The sequence below is a fragment of the Teredinibacter franksiae genome (assembly GCF_014218805.1).
Classification (GTDB): domain Bacteria; phylum Pseudomonadota; class Gammaproteobacteria; order Pseudomonadales; family Cellvibrionaceae; genus Teredinibacter; species Teredinibacter franksiae.
The window spans coordinates 373,197-396,953 of the sequence record NZ_JACJUV010000001.1; the positions used below are offsets into that span (position 1 = coordinate 373,197).

Genomic DNA, 23,757 nt, shown 5'->3' on the forward strand with positions numbered 1-23,757 from the left:
GCATTAATAAAAGTAAGCACTTAAATGAAAGGTAGAGAGAGGCCGATTATCGGCCCCTCTTGTAACAGTGTGATTTAGGCTACGCGACTCTTTGCCGCAGTATCGATAGCCACTGCTGTATCAGCAGGTTTTTCATTGTGAAGGTGATTCGACGACTTGCCTCCGGAGATCTCGATGGTACGCGGCTTCATGGCATCTGGCACTTCACGAACAAGATCTACATGCAACAAACCATTTTGCAAAGATGCACTAACAACTTTCACGTAATCTGCCATCTGGAAGCGTCGTTCAAAGTTTCTGGCAGCAATTCCCTGGTGTAAAAAGTGCCTACTTTCTGTGCCTTTTACACCGTTATTACCCGTAACCACCAAACTATTCTGTTTGGTTTCAATATTTAATTCGGACTCATCGAATCCAGCTACGGCCATCGAAATTCGGTACTGGTCTTCACCCGTCAGTTCAATATTGTATGGTGGGTAACTTGGTTGGCTCTGCTCGGTTCTGGAGATTGTATCCAGAAGATTAGCCATACGATCGAAACCAATTGCAGAACGGTAAAGGGGAGAAAAATCAAAATTACGCATGTGTATATCCTCATATTTGAGCAATATTATTAAGTGGCTCATTTCTTTAATCGAGCCATGGGGTACCCGTTTTGGTTTGATGTGCAACCCGTTAGGCATTGCGCACTAGAACTACAGTTAGAACTAAACCAAATCGGTATCAAGCTTCTGCTGAGTGCAGCAAGCCTTATATCAATATGAGGATCGGTTTTGAGGTTTCAAGGAGAAAAATAAAAAAATTACACCTGGGTGATATCCGCCAGCGCAGCGTCAATATTATCGTATTCGAATTCAAACCCCAGATTGCTCGCCTTTGCTGGCACAACCTTCTGTCCGCCAATAAGCAATTCCTCCGCCATTTGGCCATAAATTAATTTCAGAATGAATCCAGGTGTGTGCAATTTAGCCGGGCGCTTTAACGCTTTACCCAGTGCTTGCGCAAATATCGCCTGAGGAACCGGGTTGGGGGCGGTAGCATTTATGGCGCCGTGGTATTCCGAATTATGTACGGCCTCAATCATAAGGTGTACCAAGTCACAAATATGAACCCAGGAAAACCACTGCTCACCCGTTGCTATGGGGCCACCAAGCGCCATACGAAATACCGGCAGCAGCTTACCTAGAGCACCGCCGCCAGGGCCAAGCACAACACCAATACGAAACAGGCAAACCCGTGTACCCAGCTCTGAAAACAGTTTCGCAGCCGTTTCCCACTGGCTACAAAGCTCCGCAGCAAAGCCTTCACCGAGAGCACCGCTTTCCAAGCAGGCCTGCTGTGTAGTAAATCCATAATAACCAATAGCCGATGCATTTAATAACACACTGGGGCGATGATTTTTTGCTTTAATCGCACGAAATAAACTTTCAGTTAGGCGAATACGGCTATCAAGCAGCGTTTTTTTTCTACCTTCACTCCATCTTTTTTCAGCAATAGGTGCGCCAGCAAGGTTCACAATAACATCGGGAATCACATCGTCCGGCAAATCCTCATAGGAGGAAACAAAGGTAATGGCGCGATGCCGGTGATGGCTGGGCATACGCGTTTGAACATACAGCTGATAGGCGTGTTGTCTTTCTGGGTCAGCAACGTGGAGAGATTCATTACCAAGCGTATCACCTTCAGACCCTGGCTGTTTTGTATGACCAACCGAATCTCTATTACACGACAGCTTTAAAAAAGCCGAGCATAGTGCACGCCCAATAAAACCTGTTCCACCATTAACAAATACCACCGTAGATGTCATAGGCAGATTTCCTTGTTTCCATTTTGTTGTTTTGTTGTTTTGTTGTTTTGTTGTTTTTCTAGGTTAGATTTGCGTATTTTATACCATCTTCACGCCGCCTGAACCTAGCTGCACGGCCATTGAACAATGAACGAATCGGGCAAATAGCTGTACATTTATATCAAAGAGTATACGCCTATTCTGAGGAAAACCCCCCAGCTTGAAATGGGCACTACTTATTATTACTAAAAACGCATAAAAGAGAACAGGAATATTCTTAAAAAATACTTGAATTATTCCTTTAAAACGCCATGATTAGTTTGTGGGCCCACCGTTTAAATATTCGAAATTCATCAATGGTACTGATGGAGGTACGCCTATGAAGTTCAATGCTGACGTTGTTTACCGCGATCTCGAACCATCCACAGCATTAAATAGCACCATCCACAAAAAAGTCGAAAAACTCTATCGTTTTTCAGATTCCATTCTCCACAGCCGGGTCACACTTAACTCCCCGCACAATCACAAGCATAAGGGCAAGATGTTCAGGGCTTCTATTGAGCTTGGCATTAAAGGTTCGCCTATAACGGTTAGTCACGATGATCCGTCCCCCCATATCGCCGTGCGCGATGCGTTTGCTACCTGTGAAAGAAAGCTAAAAGAAGAAGCAAACCGACGCAAGGCGGCCCGATAATATGCCCGAAAATTAACCTATGATGTCCTAGGGTCAATCTGGCACCTCCATAAAAGTAGGTGTCAGGTTGAGCAGCGGATCACTCGCCTGCGCCTCTCCAGCCACAACCTGGTAAGTAACGCCAGAATCACCCAAGGCAACCAATCGATCCACTTGCATTCAAGTGCATTGCCACAACGGCTGACGGTGCTCTCGATTGCCCTTCACTCCACGTCAGCCGGTTATCACGCATCAAACTGCCGATTCACGCGTATTCGTCTCCTCACCAATATACTGCGGCTAACCGCTGTGACCATATTCAAGCGCTGCCCCCGAAGCCGATGCGACTTGAAACGCCAAATCTCGATAACAATAGTGGTGCATCGCTGAAAAAATCGAGCTAAAATTCGCGCGCTTCAGTGTGGGGCAACCTTATGGGTCGCCATGAATCATCTAACCGCCAACAGCTAGACAGCCCACCTACCTGGTAGATGAGGCCATACAACCGCTCTATTACACCCCTATCAGAGACCTAAGCTACTTGAACAAAATCATTAACAGAAGCTGGACAGCTAACGATTCCGCAGAACTCTACGGCGTAAATGACTGGGGGGCGGGCTATTTTGGTGTCGATCAACAAGGCCTGCTCAGTGTTACCACAACCAATGCCGATACCCCCGTTAACGCTCCCCTGCTAAATATTGTCAACGATATCAAGGAAAGAGGGCTGGATGCCCCGGTTCTAATTCGATTTGAGGACCTACTCGACCAGCAGATCAGCCGCCTTAATAACGCCTTTCGCAATGCAATTGAGTCAGCGGGCTATCAGGGTGACTATCGCGGCGTCTTTCCAATTAAGGTTAACCAGCAATGTCATGTTATTGAAGAGATAGCACAAGCTGGCGCCCGCTATGGCCATGGACTGGAAGCCGGCTCCAAAGCTGAGCTGATCATAGCGCTTGCCCATATTGAGTCCCCTGATGCGCACATTATCTGCAACGGTTATAAAGATCAGGAATTTATCGACTTGGGGCTAAATGCCCGAAAAATGGGCTATAGCTGCTTCTTTGTGATCGAAACCCCAAGCGAATTACCCATTATTCTGGAGCGCAGCCGCGCCCTCAACATCAAACCTTTAATCGGCGTAAGGGTAAAGCTGGCCTCCGTTGTAGGTGGCCATTGGAATGCCACCAGTGGCGACCGCAGTATATTTGGCCTTTCAATTGCTCAACTTGTTGAGATGATTGACTCCCTTCGCGATGAAGGTATGCTCGACTGCCTGCAGCTGCTGCATTACCACCTAGGCTCGCAAATACCCAATATTCGCGATATTCGTAGCGGTGTCGTTGAAGCCTGCCAGGTATACATGGATTTGGTCCGCGAGGGAGCCAATATGCGCTACCTCGACCTCGGCGGCGGTTTGGCTGTCGATTACGATGGCAGTAAAACCAACTACATCCACTCAAAAAACTACACGCTCGACGAATATTGTGCCGATATCATCGATGTAGTAATAACCACCCTCGACCCAAATAAAATTGCCCACCCTACCATCATCACGGAATCCGGCCGCGCCACCATTGCTTATTCATCGGTACTGATATTCAACATCCTCGATGTCGCCACCTTTACGCCCGGCTCAATCCCCAAAACTATCCCCGATGACGAACATCAGCTTATCCAAAGTCTGAAGGAAACATTTGATGGGCTAACAGAAAAAAATATGCAGGAGTGCTACAACGATGCACTTTTCTACCGAGATGAAGTTAGGGAACTATTCAAGCGTGGCCATGTAGGGCTACGCTCGCGCTCCTTAGCAGAAAACCTTTTCCTGCTGATTATGCAGGAGGTTTTAAAAATATCGGAAAAAGCTCCTCGGCCCCTGCAAGAATTCGACAAGCTGAAGGAACAACTCTCCGATATATACTACGGCAATTTCAGTTTGTTCCAGTCGCTGCCAGATGTGTGGGCCATCGACCAGATTTTCCCGATTGCCCCTATCCATCGGCTGCAGGAGCAACCAACGCGAGAAGCCATCATCGCCGATATCACCTGTGATTGCGATGGCCGTATAGACCGCTTCACCAATATGCGTAACACCAAAACCACACTACCGTTACACCCTATTATTGAAGGCGAGGAATATTTCATTGGCGTGTTTCTAGTGGGTGCCTACCAGGAAACACTAGGCGATTTACACAACCTCTTTGGTGATACCAATGTCGTGAGCGTACGCTTTCACAACGACGGCACCTATGAGTTCGCCGATGAAATTGAAGGCGACAGCATCGCCGACGTTCTTAGCTACGTGGAATACCAACCTCAGCTGCTGCGCGAGCGATTTCGTAAAATTGCTGAACGCTCGGTTCGAGAGGGTCGTATTAGCGCACTAGAGCGTCAATCCATTATGAAAGCCTTTTCCGAAAGTATGCAGGGCTACACTTACTACGAAAAAGATTAAGTCTATTTTTAGGAACGCAAATCATGAGTAAAGTCATTATTGTGGGTGCCGGTGGCGTAGGTGGGGTTGTTACTCACAAGTGCGCGCAACTACCGGAAGTATTCAACGAAATCATTCTCGCCAGCCGCAATGAAGAAAAGTGTAAGGCTATAGCCGCACAACTGTCGCGTCCCATTCGCACTGCGCAAGTAGATGCCGACAACGTAGAAGAAATGACGGCGTTGCTGGAAGCTGAAAAACCGGATTTAGTCATAAACGTTGCGCTGCCCTATCAGGACTTACCCATAATGGATGCCTGCCTTAACGTGGGCGTAGACTACATGGATACCGCCAACTACGAACCACCCAATGAAGCCAAATTTGAATATAAATGGCAGTGGGCTTACCAAGAAAAATTCGTTGCGAAAAATATGATGGCACTACTGGGCAGCGGTTTTGACCCCGGGGTAACAAACGTTTACACCGCTTACATTCGCAAACACTACCTCGATGAAATTCACGAACTGGACATTATCGACTGTAATGCCGGCGATCATGGCATGCCCTTCGCCACCAACTTCAACCCGGAAATCAATATCCGTGAAGTGACGGCAAAAGGCCGATTCTGGCAAAACGGTGGATGGAAAGAAACCGATCCGCTTTCGGTAAAAGATAGTTACGATTTCCCAGAAGGCATTGGTGCTAAAGATATTTATTTGATGTACCACGAAGAATTGGAATCTCTAACAAAACATTTCCCGGAAATAAAACGCGCGCGCTTTTGGATGACTTTTTCCCAAAACTACCTGAATCACCTCGAAGTTCTACAAAACGTAGGTATGACAGGAATCGAGCCGGTGGAATATAACGGGGCGAAAATAGTACCGCTGCAATTCCTCAAAGCCGTATTGCCCGACCCCTCCAGCCTTGGGCCCTTAACTAAAGGCCGCACCTGTATTGGCTGCGTTGCCAAAGGCATTAAAAACGGCAAAGAAAAAATCGTTTATATTTACAACATTTGCGACCACGAAAAGTGCTATGAAGAGGTGCAGTCACAGGCAATTTCCTATACAACCGGTGTGCCCGCCATGATTGGCGCCAAAATGATACTCGAGGGCAAATGGAAAGCCGACGGCGTATGGAATATGGAACAATTCAACCCCGATCCCTTTATGGAAGATCTAAACAAATACGGCCTGCCATGGACGGTAGTTGAACTCGACGAGACTGGGCTGACCCGTTAATGACCGTTCATCAACCAACCATTGCCAGTGAGCCATTTAGCTCACTGGCCCTAAGCGCACTGCCCTCGCCTTGCTACGTTATCGATGAAGCAAAAATCGAAGCTAACCTGAAAATTCTTGAACAGGTTCAACAGGCCAGTGGGGCAAAAATACTACTCGCCCTTAAAGCCTTTTCAATGTTTTCGATTGCTCCACTGGTAATGAAATACCTGCAGGGCGTAGCGGCAAGCGGATTGAACGAAGCAACACTCGGAAAAGAAGAGTTTAAAGGCGAGGTACACACCTACGTTGCCGCTATACGCCCCCACGAATTTAACGCACTACTAAACGTTTCCGATCATCTGATTTTTAATTCCGTCAATCAATGGCATAACTATCGGGATCGAGCACTGGCCTACCAGAACACCTCTAACACAAAGATTCAATTTGGTGTGCGTATTAACCCAGAACACTCGGAGAGCGACACGCCACTTTACGACCCCTGCGCACCCTGCTCTCGCATGGGTATTCGCCTAGAAGATTTTCAACAACTGAATATAAACGGCATCAGTGGGCTGCACTTTCATACACTGTGTGAGCAGGAGTTTGCGCCTCTCGCAAGAACGCTGGATGCCGTTGAAAAAAACTTTGGCGAAACGCTGCACAAACTAGAATGGGTTAACTTTGGTGGTGGTCACCACATTACCCGTGAAGGCTATGACCTTCAGGGCTTGATTGAGCGCATTACTGCATTTCAACAAAAATACACTGTACAAGTCTATCTGGAGCCTGGGGAAGCTATTGCCCTAGATGCCGGCGTGCTGGTGACAGAAGTACTGGACACCCTACACAACACCATGGACCTAGCCATTGTAGATGTCTCCGCAACCTGCCATATGCCTGATGTGCTCGAAATGCCCTATCGCCCGCGCCTAACCGGCTCCGGTGCGCCTAATGAAAAGCCTCACACCTACCGGCTCGGTGGGCCTAGCTGTCTTGCTGGAGACATTATTGGCGACTACAGTTTTGATAGCCCTCTTCAGGTAGGGCAGAGACTTATGTTTGAAGATATGGCAATCTACACCATGGTGAAAAACTCAACTTTTAACGGTATTAACCTACCCGCTATCGTGTTGTGGAACAGCCAGAGCCAAGCAATGAAAATAATCAAAGAATTTGGATATCAGGATTTTAAGCAGCGATTATCCTAAAGACCTTAAGGGCACCTCTAATAATGAGTAACAACGACACCCCGCCAGCCGTAGAACAACTGGATTGCCCACAAGGCATGGAGTGCCCCTACTATGCTGAGCTTCTTGAGCTACGCAATAGTGTCGCCCAACTCCAAAAAGACGCGCACACCGATGCGCTAACAGGGCTGTACAATAATCGTCACTTCCAAATTTCACTGCGACAGGAAATCGAGAGAACCCAGCGCACCGGCCAACCCACTACGCTAGTGTTGGTCGATTTGGATTTTTTCAAAAAAATTAACGACACTTGGGGCCACGTTGCCGGTGATGCCGCGCTAAAACACATTGCCCTAATACTGCAAAACTCACTCAGAAAGCTGGACGTACCCTGCCGCTACGGCGGAGAAGAGTTTGCTATTTTATTACCCTCCACACCGCTTTTGGTTGCCGTTCAAGTAGCCGAGCGTTTGCGCACTATGATCGCGAACAATCCCTTAAGCTGGGAAGAAAAAAGTATTCCACTTACCGCAAGCTTTGGCGTTGACACGTTGCTAACAGGCAGAGAGTTTACCCCGGAAAAATTTGTTGCCAGTGTCGACCACTGGCTCTACGAAGCAAAAAAGAACGGGCGCAATCGTGTGCAGTTTGGCGCGGGTAAGCGGGTTACCAAACAGATGGTAAGCGCCGCTGAAAAAAATGCTTTAAATGATTTACAGGAATGACAAAAAAACAAACTAAACACACTTAACTCCCGTTCCACCCAAGCCACAGTAGCCATTAGGGTTCTTCGCTAAATACTGCTGATGATACTCTTCAGCATAATAAAACGCCTTAGCCGGCGCAATCTCCGTCGTGATAGTGCCAAAGCCACCATCGACGAGCGCAGCCTGATATTGCGCTAAGGAAGCACGAACAACAGCCTCATGCTGATCGTCAGAAAAATAAATAGCCGATCGATACTGAGTACCCACATCATTGCCCTGCCGCATGCCTTGGGTAGGATTGTGAGACTCCCAAAAGCAGGCCAGCACTTGCTCCAGAGCCAGAACTTCGGGATTGAAAACAACCAGCACAACTTCGGTGTGACCCGTTTGCCCGCTACACACCTCATCATAGTTCGGGTTACGAGTACCCCCGCCAGCGTAACCCACAGCCGTGGTATAGACGCCCTCGAGCTGCCAAAATTTCCGTTCTGCTCCCCAAAAGCAACCCAACGCTAGCACAATGCGCTGATACCCTTGTGGAAATGGGGGCGCTAAAGGCGCACCGGAGACAAAATGGGATTCTGCCGTAATCAGCGGCTGATCATGACCAGGCAAGCAATCTTCCGACGAAGGAATTTGAAGTTTATCGGCCATGCGTTGATTGAGTTTTTCGTACAGGTCCACCGCTATCTCCTACCGTAAAGCCGTTAATCTATTTGATTGGGGTCCAGGTCCAGCACCCAACCCGAGGTATTATGGGGATGAGGCGTAGACCAAGGCTCCAAGTATGCCCCTAGTTTAGCAACACAGCGTTCACCCATTTCACTAAAGGTAGGGCGCCCGGGGTCTGCAATCACTACACGCACACCTCCAGCTTGCTTAGCTCTGCGCACCAACTTATAGAGCGGATTAACCATCTCGTCCCAGAAGCAAATATCAGCCGCAATCATAATGTCGAATTGTTGCAAATCGACCTTGCGAATTTTTTCGTATCGGCACTGCCAAGTCTGCACTTCTACCCCATTAACGTCAGCATGGTGCACCATATAGGGGAATACCGTATCGTCAGCATCCAGCCCGGTTACTTTAGCAGCAAAAGTCTTGGCGCAATAAATTCCCGCCAGCCCCCAACCACAACCAATTTCCAGCACTCTAATCGGTCGTTTTTTCCGCTTATTTTCAACCCGAATGATTTGGGGGGGAAACGCCTCTAGGTAATCCATTAATAGCAAGCTGGATTTCCAAAATTTATTACCGTGAATATTAGGCGTACCAGCGGCTTTAACCAGACGTTTAATATCTTTATGGCTATTATTCAGTATGCGCAGGCCGTACGCTTTTCGTTCAGATTTCGACACTAAATCAATTCTCCATCATGTGTTGGAAAAAGAGCTACATTGTGTCAAAGTCACCCATTATTTCCCAGTGCTCTACGTCTCTTATGCCGCATTTTAAATCTCCTTATTTCGCTGCAATCGATCTTGGCTCTAACAGCTTTCATATGTTGATTGTTCGCTTCACCGATTCGCGTATTGAAATCATCGACAGAGAAAAAGAGATGGTACAGCTCGCGCGCGGATTACGCCGTAATGGAGAGCTCGACGAAGAGGTTCAACAACGCGCACTAGAGTGCCTCCACCGCTTCGCTGAACGCTTGCGCGAAATTCCTAGCGCGCAAGTGCGGGCGGTTGGCACCAAAGCACTGCGCGCCGCCCGCAACTCCAAATCGTTTATAAAGGCCGCTGAATCAGCGCTCGGAATACACATACAAACCATTTCCGGCTATGAAGAAGCCCGCCTCGTTTATACCGGGCTCTCGCACACCGTTGTAGACGATGAAGCTAAACGGCTTGTTATCGATATTGGTGGTGGAAGTACCGAATTTATAATTGGTCAGTCATACAATACTCATTGCCTAGAAAGCCTGAGTTTAGGCTCCGTGACCTACACCGAAAATTTTGGTTTAAATCACGAAACCCTTTCTGGCTCCGCCATGTACCGCGCCTACCTAAGCGCCTGCGGCAAACTTGAGCAAATCCGTAAACGCTACCTAGAAGAAGGCTGGCAGATTGCTTACGGCACTTCGGGCAGTATGCGCGCTATTGCTGAGCTTTTAGGCGGTGAAAGTGGAGCAGCGGTTATCAACCGTAGTGATCTCGACGATTTTGTAAAAAAAGCCATCAGCAAAGGCTCACTCGTGGCCTCTGGAATTCCAAAATTACGTCGTGAAATATTGCCTGCTGGGCTGACAATATTGCAGGCTATTTTCGATCAATTGCAACTGGATAAAATTCACATCGCCGATGCCACGCTGAAAGAAGGTCTAATCTACGACAATATTGGTCGCTTTAGTAACCACGACAGCCGAGTAGAAACCGTCGCAGGCCTGCAAGAGCGCTACCGCATCGATACCCGGCAAGCCGACACCGTCAGTAGCACCGCACTCTATTTATGGCGGCAAATTGACGACGAAACAGAACTCAGCGGTATCTCACGCACCAAAATTTTAGATTGGGCAGCAAAATTACACGAAATTGGCCTGAGCATTTCCCATACCGGTTACAATATGCACGGTTACTATATTTTACGGCACTCAGACTTAGCCGGCTTTGGCCGCTACGAACAAACCGTACTAGCCAATCTCGTGCGCTTTCACCGTAAAAAAGTCGCCGCACGCCGATTTATAGACATGGACGATGACGCCATTACCGCCTTCCTGCCGCTGCTGGTATGCTTAAGGCTCGCTACTCTGCTCCACCGGCGTCGCGAACTCGGGCACATACTGCCTTCACTGGAGCGCCAGGGTAATGGTTATAAACTCAAGCTAGACCCCAAATGGCTAGACAACCACCCACTTACAAGGGCCGGCTTGGAACAAGAAATACAGTTACTACGAAAAATAGAACTGCAACTGAATTTTGAATAATCGCTAACCCATGTTTATGCGCCTTCTATTCGCTCTCGCCCTACTCAGCATAATATTTGTGCTGATGCATAAGTATCGCCGGCTGCCCGCCACCGAAAGAAAACAGTGGGTGGTGAAAATAGTGGCTTTTAGTCTAATCGGTATCGTGTTATTGGCCGTTATTACCGGACGAATGCATTGGCTGGGGGGCGTACTGGCAACGGTAGCCGGGTTTGCCAAATTTGGATTGCGCTCTGTCGTTCGTTTTTTTCCTTTATTCAAACTCTTTGGCAAAAAAGCCTTTGGCAACCCTGTATTCAACACGCCTTTTCTAAAAATACAGCTCGACCTAAAAAATAATCGGGTGAGCGGTGAAGTAATTGATGGCCCCTATAAAGGCACAGCCATCGAATCACTGAATGACGAACAGCTTGCCGAGCTAGAAAGCCACTATCAAAAAAATGATCGAAGATCTTGGTATCTGATTCGAATGCTGCGGCAGTTTTCCAGTAGAACCGCTAGCGGGAACGCTGATACCAACTCACAGCATAAAAGCCAAAACGACTACAGCTCCGTAAGCGACCCATCTTTAGATGAAGCATTACAGGTTTTGGGCTTTTCAGCAGGTACAAATATAAAAGATTTGGATAAAAAAATAGTCATACAAGCGCATCGGCGCCTTATGCAAAAAATTCACCCTGATCGCGGTGGAAATGATTACTTGGCTTCTAGGGTTAATATTGCGAAAGAAGTTGTACTGAAACATATTGGCTAGGTAACAGAAATGTTAACTACACTTTTGCCCCCACCGTTCCACTAAAAACACCAAACCACTAAAAATACCAAGCCAATTGCGCATTAATCGATTTCCCCAATTCCAAATATAACCCCTCTACCCCACTCTCAATACCGCCAAATTCTGTCCCCCGTCCTCCCACCGGAATTTGTAAGGCAACAAACAGTTGCCAGCTCTCCGCGAGATCATGAGAAGAAACTATTTGAGTCATAGCAGAATAATCATTCAGGTTGTAAAAAAGATTCGGCGTTAACAACCATAGCGGGTGCATTTCGATTGTGACTGATGCACCCAAATAATCGCGGGCCAAATTATAGACCTCGCCACGATAAAGGCGCTCCAACAACTCTGGTTGTTGCGCTAAGTTAGCCGCTGAATAATCACCGCTTGCGATACCCGCACCGTTACGGTAGTACTCTAATGTTCCGCTTATATTCCGTTGCCACCACAACCACGAGTAAGAAAGGTTTGCCACAGCGCTGGTAATTTGATGACCAGCACTGTCCGCGGTTACAATATCCGCACGCGCAATAGCACCACCCAAAGACCAGACCCCACCTAATGCCACTACGGTATCATTGTAATGTTGAGCCACTAATACATCGATTTCATGAGAACCAATAAAGCTGTGGTACTTCCCGGCAACAGACGATACCGATTCATCAACATCACCTGCTCGGTTTCTGCGGGGAACGGCCACAAACTGCGTGTCTGCACCGGAATCCAGCAGGTATTGAGCGTAGACCATATCATCGCCGGTTTTATATTCCGTATCGACTGTGGTTGGGTCGAACGGATTAACAATGTCCATAGGGTTGAAAATAAACCCATTTCCCCAGCTAATCGCTTGGCGGCCAACCCGAACAACGGATTTTTCACCCGTATAGGTAAACGAGAGCCTATCTAACCGATGGCCGATATAACGCCGCTCGTTGGTTTCAATATCGGCCGACAAATTCCACAATCGGTGGTCATCGCTGGGAATAATAGATTGCCCTGGTAGCAATGCTTGTGACAACTGCGCAAGGGCAAGTGAATCCCCGGCAAGACCGTAGAGCTGATAATTCAACTCTAGATGCCAGGCGTTATACGCGTAATCAGTATTCAACCTCAGGCCTGCATTGCGATCCAACAGGGGTGATTCGGTGAAGCTGTTATAGACGCTGTTATCACTGAACGTCGTTAACGCTGGTTGAGCTTTAACATGTCCGCTCCAACTCCCGCTTTGAGACCATGCAGCCGTTGCCATCAGCAAGAATAATAAAACCCCAGCCAGACGCATAGTCGTTATACCGCCTGCTGATTGACATCAGACACAATTTTGCCATCTTCCATTCGCACTAGGCGTTTACAATGAGCCATAACACGCTGGTCGTGGGTGGCGATAACAAATGTAACTTTACGGCTTTGATTTAAGATAGAAAACAGCTCCATAAGCTGATCCGCTGTTTTCGAATCTAAATTTGCCGTTGGCTCGTCTGCGAGCACCAGCTTAGGGTTGCTGGCAATGGCGCGGGCAACAGCTACCCGCTGTTGCTGGCCACCCGAAAGTTGCGACGGCAAGCGGTCCCCTAGCCCGCCCAAACCAACCTCTGCCAAGGTTTCCTCCACTCGTTGCGCCCGCAGGTTTTTACTAACACCTTGAACCTGCATAACAAACTCAATGTTTTCGGCAGCAGATAAAACGGGAATAAGGTTGTAAGCCTGAAAAACGAAACCAATATTTTGCAACCGCATCTCGGCAAGATCGACTTTTTTTAACGTATCAATACGTTTTTCACCAACAATCACTACACCGCTATCGGGAGTATCCAGCCCTCCCATAGCGTTCAGCAGAGTAGTCTTGCCTGAACCAGAAGGGCCAGACAGACAGACAAACTCTCCCGATTCGATATTAATGGAAACATGGTCCAAACCGGTTATAACCGCATCTCCTTGATGGAAGGTTTTACAGAGATCTTTACAGGCAATGGCCGTCATGAAATATGTATCCTAATTTTTATAAAGCGCAACAATGGGGTCAAGGCTGGCTGCACGCCAGGCGGGTAAAATACTAGCGGCTATACCGAGTACTATTACAATTACATTTGCAAGCACTACATCTTTCAGTTTCAACGCCGGGTACAACACGCTGTTTGCACCAAACATCTCCATGCCTTCGGCCACAGAAGAAATATCAATACCGCTTTGAAAAGGCAAAATAGTAGCCAACGCTAGAAGGTTTCCCGCGATAAGCCCGAGCATAAGCAAGAACAGCGCTTCACAAACTATCTGCACCAAAATCATAGTGGGCCTCATACCTAAAGCCTGCATAAGCCCGATTTCGCGAACACGCTCAAAAACGGCCATAACCAACGTATTCACCAAACCAAAGGACAGTGCCAAAAATATAATTACAACCCATACAATAACAAAACCATCCATCACGCTCATCATGGTGCCAAGGTAACTGTCAGCTAAATTCCAAGGCAAAATTTCTACCGATTGCTGGCTAAATTCCGTTGTAGCCAACAGGGTTAATAAAGGCTGAGTATTGCGATAATCCTCTCCGTTGAGGATAACCTCCGAAACCATATTCTCGGCCTGCAACATGGTTTGAACCCTTGCCAAACCCACGTACACGTTTCTTTCTTCCAAAAACCCAACATCGCTAGAGCGATAAATACCCACTATGCGGAAGCCACGTTCACCAATTTCGTTATTGATGTCTTGGCTCATTAATACAATGCGCTTACCTAAGCGGGTTTCTAACTTTTCCGCCAATTTTGCGCCAATGACAATACCTTTATCATTTTCGTTCTCCAACCAACGCCCTTCGCTCATTTGACTGGTCGCGAAGGCAATGCGCGCTTCAGCGTCAGGGTTTACCCCCAAAATCGAGACACCACGCACATCCCGCTCACTGGAAATTATACCGGGCACCTTCAACCGTGACGCCCAACTTTTTACCACAGGGTTTTCGAGTTGCTGTTGCAAGCTTTTTTCAGGCTCGACAATTGAATTAACAATATTAGGATCGTCACGAAATAGCGGGTGGTGTATTTGTACATGGCCAGGCAAATTGCGTATGCCACTTTCTATCATGTCGTCGACCATACCGCGCATCATGGCGGTCATGAATATCATCGCCCAAACGCCAATCACAATGGCCATTAACATGATAAGGGTGCGCCGATAGTTCCGCCAAAGGTTACGCCAAGCCAAGGTAAAAATAACCGATGATTTCATAACTTACACCGACCTCATAGCAGCGACAGGCTGCAGCTTATGGATGCGTAGCGCGGGGTATATTGCTGCCAGTAGCGACCCTAAAAATACAAAACTGGGGCCCAACAACATCGAAAGCCAGCTAATCGTAGGGTACATTTTACTAGGCAAATTAAAGCGCCCAGCCATCTCCTCCATTCCAGGGTATGTGAACCCTTCAATACTTAAATACAAGGTTACACAAAACCCCAGAGCCACGCCCATCACCAACCCCATAAAAGCGAGCATGCTGGTTTCACTGAGAATGAGCGCACTTAACCGACCCGGCTTTAGGCCTAATGCCATCATAATGCCAAATTCTCGTGTCCGTTCTAACACAGACATCAGTTGTGTATTAAGTACACTAAAGGCCACCAGTACGACCAACACAAAGTACATAAACGATGCACTGGACATGTCGGCCTTAATCGCCTGCTGGAGCCCTGGATTGAGCTTATCCCAATCGAGCACCCGTAAATTAGTATTAGCCACAACAGCCGACAATTGCGCCTGCCACGTAGGAACAGTGTCCAAATCAGGCGCCCCTATAACGATTCTGTGGCCAGCGCCATTCATAGTAAAAACGTCTTGAAATGTTTGCAGGGGAATTTGTGCAACGCCGCGATCCAAATCAACCATGCCGGTTTCAAAGATACCCACTACCGTTACAATGGCCGCTGCAATAGAACCATCAAAACCGCCACCCAATAAAGTAAGCTCATCTCCCACTTCTATCTTTAAATTTCGGGCAAGTACCTTACCAATGACAATTTCGGAAGCCATTGTGTCTTTTAAATACACGCCTTCACTGACTAGGCCGGGAATAGTCGATACGAGCGGTTCAAAGGCAGGTTCAACGCCGGTAATTTGAATACCAAAAGAGCGCTCTTCACTGGCGGCCATGGCAAAGCCTATAGCGCGAGCGGCAACCGTTTCAGCCGTGAGTGTTTCACGTACACTGGCCGCTAATGAGGAAATGTTTGGCACCACCATGCGCATTTTCTGCTCATCGAAATAGCCCTCTGCCTGTATTTGAATATGGCCGGAAAATGCGCGCAAGCTATTATCGATCATCATGCTATAACTGCCCTGTTGCAAGGCAATCATAAACACCAGTAAAACATTGGAAAACACCATAGCCCCCAGCGTCAACCAAGTTCGACGGCTATGCCGCCACAGGTTTCTCCATGCAAGTCGTACACTAATATTGCCCGCCATAGGTAAACTACCGGGGGTTGCGTAAGTTGGATAAAGTAAAAGTGTTGTCGCTTAATGGCGTATCGAAACCAATGCTGTGGGTCACCATTTCGGTCCACTCTTGTGGTGACTCAACCTCGGCCATACGCATAATTTTGGCCACCGGGCGCCCCCCCATTTCCGCGACTTCGAGGGTTTTCATGGTTTTCACTAATACCCCGTCTTGATCCCAAAACTGCTGTTCGATCATGACAAAGTCATCGCGAATTAAATATAACTCTTTACCCCATACCACGGCCGCGTCCTCATGGGGTACAGCTTCAATCAGGTACAGCTTGTGACCCTGTGCCTGTCGAGTTTCCAAAAGTGTATGGTTATATTGGTCCAGTACATCGGTAGATTTACTGATATCTTTATTGGTGAAATCACTACCCATCCAGCGCTGATTCATCATTGACGAGGGGATTTTGATGACACGATTAATTTTCGGGGTATAACTCCACATGGCATTGTCGATTAACAAGGTGCCATTTCCCGCGTCTTTTTTTGGCGCCGTTACACGAACCAATGAATGTTTGTCGCCCTTCGTCCAGGCCTTCATTGACATCGTCCTCTGCCAACTCTCACGTTTAATGGTCATACTCATTTCGGCAATAGAAGATGTGCCCCGCCATAACTCCATGGCTTCACGTATAAGCGCTTTAGCATCTACCCCGGAGGAAGGTTCTTCCGCTACCGCAGAAGTTGTCAGAAAAATGCAAAACAAGCTAACAATTGCGCGAATCACCACGTTTCAAGTTCCCTGTAGGGTTGGTTTCCGTCATGGTATCACATGGTACAGGCTGCGCCCGCTGGCCACGTTTGTTTTATAAACAACCGACTGATTTGTGAAATAAGAAATGAGTATATCCTTGTATACACCACAGAAGGATGTGAAGCGCCATAATGTAAAGAATGCAATCCACCTAGGCCCCGGTACAAATGCGTGGCAACACCGGGTTCACACTTATCAAGGGCTCTGCTGAATAAAAATGGTAAACTAGACCGCCACTCACCTAACAGAAATCCGCTATGCCTCTCATGCTTGAAGAAATCGACAGCCAGCCCTCACACCTAGGTGAAATATCACTTCGTAAACGCATCATTCCTGCCCTGGGGCAAGAACCCATCTACGAGGTACGGCTGGGCGAAGAATTTTTAATGTCGAGCATGTTCGTAGACGCTGAAATAGCGCTGGCAGACTTAGGGCTTGCGGCCACCACAGGTGAGAACCTGCAAGTTGTCGTTGGCGGGCTGGGTTTGGGATACACCGCCGTTGCCGCACTAAAAGAAACGCGCTTAAAAAACCTATGGGTCATTGATGCACTGGAAACGGTTATTCAATGGCATCGTGACGAAAAAGTCCCTTTAGGGGCGCCCCTCAATGCCGACCCGCGCTGCCAGTTTATCCTCGGCGATTTTTTTGCCCGCGCCACGGCGGATGTAACGGCAACCGGCTTATATCCTGTACAACCAACCGACTTGCTCGACGCGATACTCCTCGATATTGACCACTCGCCTACCGCCTACCTCAATAAAAGTAATGCAGACTTCTACAACACAAACAACTTAGCGCGTATGGCAGCGCAGTTGAAGCCGAGCGGTGTATTTGCCATGTGGTCTCAAGATTTACCTAGCGAATCATTTTCTACACTATTGCGCACCGTGTTCAATAAGGTTGATGCCCATATTGTCTCGTTCTACAATCCTTTTCAAAATAAAGAAGCGACCAACAGTATTTATGTTTGCGTAAAATCTAGCGAGGCGACCGCTGAATAAGCCTAAATAATCGGAGATTGCTATGTACATCCGTCAGCGGTGCACAGGTCTTCCCAGCGCTGAATCGCAACACTGTTACGTTTCTTAAAGTAATCAATGAAGTGTGCATCGAAATCGCCCGCAACACTATTCTGTACAGCGATATGGCTCACTAGGCTGTCTATCCAGCCCAGTAAATACGTACTGTGCTTATCGGTTTTAGCCTCTGTTTTCAGTACGCCCAACAACTGAGGTAACCATTGCAACCGTGTAAATACCGGCGCCACGGAGGCATCAACCAAACCAAAACTTTCGCCATTAAAATAGGCTTTGCCCTCTGCGGGTTTAATTTTTTTCAGCGCGGCTAAAAAAGCATCTAGCTTCACTTGAAACAGCTCCTCATTTTGCTCAAGCATTAGCGCATACTGCTGCATAATTAGCGCCTCACTATAGGCCACCCAAGCTCGTGAATGGGCTTTACTCAGACTATCGCCATTCAACAAGGGCTTACCATAGGCTTCGTCGAGGTATTCGTTAATAACCGACGACTCGAATAGTGCAGTAACACCCTTTTCACCTCTGCTTACAACCAACGTTGGCACCCTAGCCAATGGCGACAACGCCAGAAACCAGTCTGGTTTATTAGCTAAATCGATATTGATACGCTCATACGGCTGATTTTTATATTCGAGTAAAATGGCCGATCTCTGTACAAAAGGGCAAATAGGGAAACTGATGAGCTTTGGCAAATCCGTATTGTTTAATGTACCTAACATTTCTGTACCCCCTTAAGTGCCTGTTTCTACAAGCAGTAGCTCAAAATCGGCTCCGGTTTGCCGAAGCGTGACCAATGCTTGATTCTCCGGGTCGTTATACCAACCCCTTGCAGCGTCACCACTGGGAAACGCAATACAAATCGATACGTTAGGAAGCTCCCGACTTCCCTCTAAACGAAGGGGCTGCCCTTTAGCAACCACATCACCGCCATGCTTTTTCAAAAGCGGGCCAATTTTCTGCGTGTATTCCTCCATCCAATCTTTGTTGTGAACCGTTAATTCACCCACCGCATAAGCTGTCATACTCTTTAACTCCATCGTAAGTTTAAATTTTGGCGTTCGGCCGTTTACACGTAAACTATAACCAGAACGTTGCTACGCGCATATTCTCGACAAATGCATAGTAGTTGTGCAATATTGCACAGATGAATAACTGGGATGACCTTCGATTTTTTATAGAATTGGCCCGTAGCGGCAGCCTTTCGGCGGCTGCGCGCATCCTCGCCGTTAACCATTCAACGGTTGCACGGCGTATAGGCGCATTTGAGAAAACCCATGGAATCAAACTGTTTAACCGCCAACCAGACGGTTACCAGCTTACGGACGCCGGCGAACAGATCTATACCCAAGCCCTGAGCATAGAAGCGGACAATCATGCGATAGAACGCCTGCTTTATGCGGGCGATACCCGCCTCTCGGGTAAACTTGTCGTAACCATGCCCCACGACCTCGCCAACTTCTGTATTATCCCCTACTTAGAAAAGTTCACTCTGCAGTACCCTGATGTAGAACTTGAACTGATAGTGAGCCCAGGGTTAAAAAACCTTTCTGCACGTGAAGCCGATATAGCAATACGCCTTACCCCTGCGCCACCCGACAACCTCGTTGGCGTTGAGCTCGCAAGAATGCGTCACGGCGTGTATTTTTCCAGTACGGTAAACCACGATCCAGAGCAACCCAATCTCATTATTTGGCGGAATGAAACTCAACCCCCCAGCTGGGTGACCGCTCATTTCCCCAAGGGCAAGGTGATACTCAAAGTAGATGACTTGGCTTCTATGTACGCTGCCGTTAAAGCGGGCTTAGGCATTGCTCGTATGCCCTGCTATTTACCAGACACGCTCAACGATACCCACATTTACCGAGCCCCTATTACACTCCCGCGGTCACAGTGGGGGGCCTGGGTGCTGCACCATTCAGACCTAAGACAAACCGCGCGAGTACGTGCCTTTAAACAGTTTTTATCTAGCCTACTGAGCGAGCAAAAGCCGCTTATAGAGGGTGAATTGAGTAGAACTAAGACGATTGGCAAACACAATGTTAAAAGCTCACCTCGCCGCCATAGCGAGGCCAACTCCACAATACGGTGATCAATGTCAGATACCGCCAACGACGAGGTATTTATACAAAAAAACCTGTTTTCGTGGAGCAAGACTGAAAATATACCTAAATTTGTGGCGTTAAAGACAATTCTCTGAGAGGGTGTTCTATGTGAGCGTGGCCACCAGCAGGATAAGTACCTATTGCCATTGAGACACCAATAGCATCAGACCTCTACAGGGCCACACAGGCGCGGTAAACGAAGTAGATGCACCAATTCCATACCGGGGTTTTAAACCTACTTTACGATCTGGTTATAATTCGATAAAGACAATGATGATGGGAGAATTACTTAGAATCTTCTTACTGTACCCGCTACTTGTTGGCTTCCAACCGATGAGAGCACATCGCTATATTGTTTTTATTTTATGTTACCTACTGGTGCCATATACAACAGCCAGTGACAATGCTAGTGAGCGAGCCGCTGCAATTACCAAGGTGACCTACCGCCTCTCCTTCATGCGTGAAAAACCCACGCAGTCCTACGAGTACCAATTACTCGAACTAGCCCTCCGAAAAACACAAAAAGAAGATGGCGCTTTTTTCCTTGAGCCTAGTGCACCAATGGAAGTACGACGGGCCTTAAAAAAATCTCGTAACAACACCATCGAAAATTTTATTTTTCGCAGTAACTATTCTACCAAAGACAATTATGAAGGGTTAATCTATATACCTATTTCAATCGACCTAGGTATATTCGGTTACAGAATCTGCTTCACGTCAGAAGACGTACTAAAAAAATCCCCAAACATCCGCACGCTAAAAGAACTTCAATCTAAAACCATGGGCCAACCGGACAGCTGGCTGGACCACCAAATCCTTAAAGCCAACGGCTTTCAGGTATACAACATTCTTCAAGTAGAAAGCATGCACCAAATGGTGGCCAACAACCGTTTTGACTATTTATGTAGAGGTGCTAATGAGCTATATCACGAGTGGAAAAAGCGACCAGACATGAAAGGTCTAACCTACGATAAGAGTTTTTCCATTTATTACGACCTACCACGATTCTTTTTTACCCATGCCCAAAATAAAACGCTTAAAGAAAGGGTGCAAAAGGGATTAAATATCGCTTACCACGACGGCAGTATGCAAAACCTCTGGCGGGAACACTACGGCGAAGCTATACAGTTTTCAAAACTGAAAACCAGACGGCTATTCTATTTAGAAAACCCCTACCTGAACAACATTTCACCCGACTTCCAATACTACTTCATGAACCCTTACGGATTGGAGAAAAGCCAAAAACATAAAAATTAATTTTATAATCATTACGCAGCATTCACCGCAGATTACTTTAGGCCAACGCCAAACGTCAGCATCAAATCAAGTAACAACGAAACCACACAAATTCAAGTGATGCGACACGGGAAAATCCACCACCACGAAACACCTATACTCGACCTCCCGCGCTTGCCAGTGAAAACATCTGAATAAAAATACAGGACTCGTTACCTGCCCCACACAAACCTCTTGACGAGCACCCTACTATCTTTCTATTTGACAGCTCCAACACAACTCGAATGTTCCCTCGTTTTGCTCCCCACAGCTTGAACAGTGCCAACTTTCTTTGGTGGAATCCTCGCTCAAACCATCAACCAAGGCCTTTGCAGCAACGAAATCTGATTCTTGAACCCACAACTCGGGCCATGTTTCCAAAGGTGAAAGTTCTCCCATACCACCGGACGAAAATTCGTTCCTGAGCACACATTCAATACCCTCAATGACAAGAATATTACGTACATTTTCTACAATTATTTTATTTTCGCGAGTATAAACAAGTTTCATCAATCTGTTTTCTCCATTATTTTCTATACCAAGGTAAAAATAACTAAGCGCTGTGATTGTAGCCTGCTAATTACAACCTCTTAATCCGGCCAAAAAATCATGCTATTGCATAATAAACGCACATTATGGCAGACAATCAGGTACACAATTTCCGTATTCTAACATGGGCTACGAATTGCTCGACATGATCAACAAAAAGGCTAACAGCACTCGAAAATGCTGCACGCAGCGACTCCAAGGTTTGGTGGGTATAATTGAAAAAGAAATGATCGAAGATTACTTGAATACACCGGGTAAACACCTGAGCCTTCAACAGCTACCTCCACATACAGAGATGAAGGTATTCCAGTGCTTGAACTATGCAATAGCGAAAGCGCTATTCAGGATGCATATCGTCCTAAAACCCTCTACTCAACCTGTAGGTTTAGTCCACCGAACTAGACTAACAACACTAAGCCATTAATTTAAAAAACTAGGCTTAGGTGGAAACAATTCGCTTAAAATACCGATTAAATTACTTCCCTACGGGCGGACAAGAAGAACCCAAAGAGTCACTATCCAACGGCTGCTCTACCTCCAATTCTAATGAGCGCTTCACCACAACGGGTATAACCTCTCCGAGTGCGGCTATAGCATCAACTGTTTCTACGCCAATTTTTCCAGAAAACACCTCAAGAGAACCGATATCGAATAGCTGAATAACGTCTTCTTCCTCAAGATTATTGATTGCTGCACGTGCAGATAAGGTTTCAAGAATCGACGTTAAATATGGTGACTTACGAAACCGTCTAGCCAAATCTCGCGATTTTTCTTTGGCGTTTAAGCACCCAAAAAGAACGCCGACGTCCCGTATTACTTGCCGCTCTGTTCGCCGTAACTTTAAGCGAATCATCAAAAACCTTGCGCATGTGCTTACCGAATCCATAATCAAACCTCTCCTTCTTTGTTGCGCACTAATTGAGGCATTACACCGCAATTAGTGCGCCGAAAAACACAACTACTTGTCTAAATGTACATCCATTTGAGGGAAAGGAATCTCAATACCAGCGGTATCGAATTGACGCTTAATCTTTTCGTTTATATCAAAGTATACGGCCCAATAATCTTCTGTTTTGGCCCATACTCTGAAAACAAAATTAACCGATGAGTCAGCAAGCTCGCCAACAGCTATAGTAATGCCGCGCTCTGTAATAATTCGACCTTCGGCTTCTACAATTGCATTCAACTCTTTACGCACCAGATCCAAATCTGCGCTGTAGCTAACACCAACAGTAAAATCCACACGACGTTCTTTCTCGGCCGAATAGTTAGTGATATTGCCACCCATTACGGCGGAGTTGGAAATAATAATAGTTTTATTATCGCCCGTTTTCATGATTGTCGAGAATATTGAAATCTCTGTAATAACGCCTGCTGCGCCACCGGCCTCAACAAAATCACCTATTTTGAAGGGTCGAAACATTATCAACAAAACACCGGATGCAAAATTTGCTAGTGAACCCTGCAATGCAAAGCCAATAGCTAAACCAGCAGCACCTATAATCGCAACAAAGGAAGCCGTTTGAATACCTAACTGCCCAAGTGCAGCAATAATAACTATAACGTATAAACAATAGTAAATTATATTTCGCGTAAAACCCGCTACTGTGGCATCCACGCCTTTCGCCGCCATGCCTTTTTGCATTAGGTTTGAAATGGATTTGGCTATCCATTTACCGATAACAAATACCGCAACAGCCAATAAAACTTTTATACCGTATGTGGTCACAATCTCTGGCAGCTTCTCCATCAACTGTTCAATATTATCTTGCATACTCATTATTTTTCTCCAATAAATAATATAGTGGGCTGTC

At 46.8% G+C, this 23,757-nt stretch carries 25 protein-coding genes; 10 read left to right on the forward strand and 15 right to left on the reverse strand.

What is annotated here, in order from left to right; all coding sequences use genetic code 11:
• Window positions 1–74 precede the first annotated feature (74 nt).
• Both H5336_RS01575 and H5336_RS01580 read right to left on the reverse strand, forming a co-directional pair.
• Window positions 75–584, reverse strand: coding sequence for an Hsp20 family protein (locus tag H5336_RS01575; RefSeq protein ID WP_185230774.1), 510 nt, complete (start codon window positions 582–584; stop codon window positions 75–77).
• A gap of 218 nt (window positions 585–802) precedes the next feature.
• Complete coding sequence (locus H5336_RS01580; protein ID WP_185230776.1) at window positions 803–1,807, reverse strand: TIGR01777 family oxidoreductase; 1,005 nt, start codon at window positions 1,805–1,807, stop codon at window positions 803–805.
• A 358-nt stretch (window positions 1,808–2,165) separates the two neighbouring features.
• Between H5336_RS01580 and H5336_RS01585 the strand changes: the two genes are divergently transcribed.
• On the forward strand, window positions 2,166–2,480 hold the full coding sequence (locus H5336_RS01585) for an HPF/RaiA family ribosome-associated protein (RefSeq protein ID WP_185230778.1): 315 nt from the start codon (window positions 2,166–2,168) through the stop codon (window positions 2,478–2,480).
• Between the two features lie 33 nt (window positions 2,481–2,513).
• On the opposite strand, the gene H5336_RS23305 is transcribed toward H5336_RS01585, so the two are convergent.
• Window positions 2,514–2,639: a hypothetical protein gene (locus H5336_RS23305; RefSeq protein ID WP_281385326.1), complete on the reverse strand. Its 126-nt coding sequence runs from the start codon at window positions 2,637–2,639 to the stop codon at window positions 2,514–2,516.
• 361 nt (window positions 2,640–3,000) lie between these two features.
• Between H5336_RS23305 and speA the strand changes: the two genes are divergently transcribed.
• The 4 genes from speA to H5336_RS01605 are packed head-to-tail and all read left to right on the forward strand — an operon-like array spanning window position 3,001 to window position 8,037.
• On the forward strand, window positions 3,001–4,920 hold the full coding sequence (speA, locus tag H5336_RS01590; RefSeq protein ID WP_185230780.1) for a biosynthetic arginine decarboxylase: 1,920 nt from the start codon (window positions 3,001–3,003) through the stop codon (window positions 4,918–4,920).
• 23 nt (window positions 4,921–4,943) lie between these two features.
• Entirely contained in the window at window positions 4,944–6,143 is a 1,200-nt protein-coding gene (locus H5336_RS01595; RefSeq protein ID WP_185230782.1) for a saccharopine dehydrogenase family protein, read from the forward strand.
• On the forward strand, window positions 6,143–7,333 hold the full coding sequence (gene nspC, locus H5336_RS01600; protein ID WP_185230784.1) for a carboxynorspermidine decarboxylase: 1,191 nt from the start codon (window positions 6,143–6,145) through the stop codon (window positions 7,331–7,333). The genes H5336_RS01595 and nspC overlap by 1 nt, the downstream gene beginning before the upstream one ends.
• A 23-nt stretch (window positions 7,334–7,356) precedes the next feature.
• Window positions 7,357–8,037: a GGDEF domain-containing protein gene (locus tag H5336_RS01605; RefSeq protein WP_185230786.1), complete on the forward strand. Its 681-nt coding sequence runs from the start codon at window positions 7,357–7,359 to the stop codon at window positions 8,035–8,037.
• A gap of 12 nt (window positions 8,038–8,049) precedes the next feature.
• On the opposite strand, the gene msrA is transcribed toward H5336_RS01605, so the two are convergent.
• Together msrA and H5336_RS01615 are read right to left on the reverse strand one after the other, a co-directional pair.
• On the reverse strand, window positions 8,050–8,703 hold the full coding sequence (gene msrA, locus H5336_RS01610) for a peptide-methionine (S)-S-oxide reductase MsrA (protein ID WP_313555735.1): 654 nt from the start codon (window positions 8,701–8,703) through the stop codon (window positions 8,050–8,052).
• Window positions 8,704–8,726: 23 nt separating this feature from the next.
• Window positions 8,727–9,377, reverse strand: a complete 651-nt coding sequence (locus H5336_RS01615) for a class I SAM-dependent methyltransferase (protein ID WP_313555739.1) — start codon at window positions 9,375–9,377, stop codon at window positions 8,727–8,729.
• Window positions 9,378–9,418: 41 nt separating this feature from the next.
• On the opposite strand from H5336_RS01615, the gene H5336_RS01620 reads away from it, so the two are divergent.
• Both H5336_RS01620 and H5336_RS01625 read left to right on the forward strand, forming a co-directional pair.
• The gene (locus tag H5336_RS01620; RefSeq protein ID WP_313555741.1) at window positions 9,419–10,945 is read left to right on the forward strand and encodes a Ppx/GppA phosphatase family protein; all 1,527 of its coding nucleotides are present in this window, start codon (window positions 9,419–9,421) and stop codon (window positions 10,943–10,945) included.
• 64 nt (window positions 10,946–11,009) lie between these two features.
• On the forward strand, window positions 11,010–11,699 hold the full coding sequence (locus tag H5336_RS01625) for a J domain-containing protein (RefSeq protein WP_246438996.1): 690 nt from the start codon (window positions 11,010–11,012) through the stop codon (window positions 11,697–11,699).
• Window positions 11,700–11,757: 58 nt separating this feature from the next.
• Here H5336_RS01625 and H5336_RS01630 read toward each other — a convergent pair whose 3' ends face one another.
• Genes H5336_RS01630 through H5336_RS01650 form a run of 5 tightly spaced genes read right to left on the reverse strand, consistent with a single transcriptional unit; the run spans window position 11,758 to window position 16,953 of the window.
• On the reverse strand, window positions 11,758–13,002 hold the full coding sequence (locus tag H5336_RS01630; RefSeq protein WP_185230790.1) for a hypothetical protein: 1,245 nt from the start codon (window positions 13,000–13,002) through the stop codon (window positions 11,758–11,760).
• A 5-nt stretch (window positions 13,003–13,007) separates the two neighbouring features.
• Window positions 13,008–13,700, reverse strand: coding sequence for an ABC transporter ATP-binding protein (locus H5336_RS01635; protein WP_185230792.1), 693 nt, complete (start codon window positions 13,698–13,700; stop codon window positions 13,008–13,010).
• Between the two features lie 12 nt (window positions 13,701–13,712).
• Complete coding sequence (locus H5336_RS01640) at window positions 13,713–14,948, reverse strand: ABC transporter permease (protein ID WP_185230794.1); 1,236 nt, start codon at window positions 14,946–14,948, stop codon at window positions 13,713–13,715.
• A 3-nt stretch (window positions 14,949–14,951) separates the two neighbouring features.
• Window positions 14,952–16,184, reverse strand: coding sequence for an ABC transporter permease (locus tag H5336_RS01645; RefSeq protein ID WP_185230796.1), 1,233 nt, complete (start codon window positions 16,182–16,184; stop codon window positions 14,952–14,954).
• 7 nt (window positions 16,185–16,191) lie between these two features.
• Entirely contained in the window at window positions 16,192–16,953 is a 762-nt protein-coding gene (locus H5336_RS01650; protein ID WP_313555748.1) for an outer membrane lipoprotein-sorting protein, read from the reverse strand.
• 281 nt (window positions 16,954–17,234) lie between these two features.
• Between H5336_RS01650 and H5336_RS01655 the strand changes: the two genes are divergently transcribed.
• Window positions 17,235–17,981: a polyamine aminopropyltransferase gene (locus H5336_RS01655; RefSeq protein ID WP_185230798.1), complete on the forward strand. Its 747-nt coding sequence runs from the start codon at window positions 17,235–17,237 to the stop codon at window positions 17,979–17,981.
• A 20-nt stretch (window positions 17,982–18,001) separates the two neighbouring features.
• On the opposite strand, the gene H5336_RS01660 is transcribed toward H5336_RS01655, so the two are convergent.
• Complete coding sequence (locus H5336_RS01660) at window positions 18,002–18,736, reverse strand: glutathione S-transferase family protein (protein WP_185230800.1); 735 nt, start codon at window positions 18,734–18,736, stop codon at window positions 18,002–18,004.
• A 12-nt stretch (window positions 18,737–18,748) separates the two neighbouring features.
• Complete coding sequence (locus tag H5336_RS01665; protein WP_185230802.1) at window positions 18,749–19,039, reverse strand: DUF1330 domain-containing protein; 291 nt, start codon at window positions 19,037–19,039, stop codon at window positions 18,749–18,751.
• Between the two features lie 122 nt (window positions 19,040–19,161).
• Here H5336_RS01665 and H5336_RS01670 point away from each other — a divergent pair, with 122 nt between their 5' ends.
• Both H5336_RS01670 and H5336_RS01675 read left to right on the forward strand, forming a co-directional pair.
• Window positions 19,162–20,106: a LysR family transcriptional regulator gene (locus tag H5336_RS01670; protein WP_185230804.1), complete on the forward strand. Its 945-nt coding sequence runs from the start codon at window positions 19,162–19,164 to the stop codon at window positions 20,104–20,106.
• A 391-nt stretch (window positions 20,107–20,497) separates the two neighbouring features.
• Window positions 20,498–21,376 carry a transporter substrate-binding domain-containing protein gene (locus H5336_RS01675; protein ID WP_185230806.1) on the forward strand — a complete coding sequence of 293 codons (879 nt, stop codon included), beginning with the start codon at window positions 20,498–20,500 and terminating at the stop codon, window positions 21,374–21,376.
• Window positions 21,377–21,604: 228 nt separating this feature from the next.
• Here the strand turns inward: H5336_RS01675 and H5336_RS01680 are convergent, their stop codons facing one another.
• From H5336_RS01680 to H5336_RS01690, 3 genes are all read right to left on the reverse strand, one after another.
• Complete coding sequence (locus H5336_RS01680) at window positions 21,605–21,904, reverse strand: putative signal transducing protein (protein WP_185230808.1); 300 nt, start codon at window positions 21,902–21,904, stop codon at window positions 21,605–21,607.
• 514 nt (window positions 21,905–22,418) lie between these two features.
• Window positions 22,419–22,829: a hypothetical protein gene (locus H5336_RS01685; RefSeq protein ID WP_185230810.1), complete on the reverse strand. Its 411-nt coding sequence runs from the start codon at window positions 22,827–22,829 to the stop codon at window positions 22,419–22,421.
• A 72-nt stretch (window positions 22,830–22,901) separates the two neighbouring features.
• Window positions 22,902–23,723, reverse strand: coding sequence for a mechanosensitive ion channel family protein (locus H5336_RS01690; protein WP_246438997.1), 822 nt, complete (start codon window positions 23,721–23,723; stop codon window positions 22,902–22,904).
• Between the last annotated feature and the right edge of the window lie 34 nt (window positions 23,724–23,757).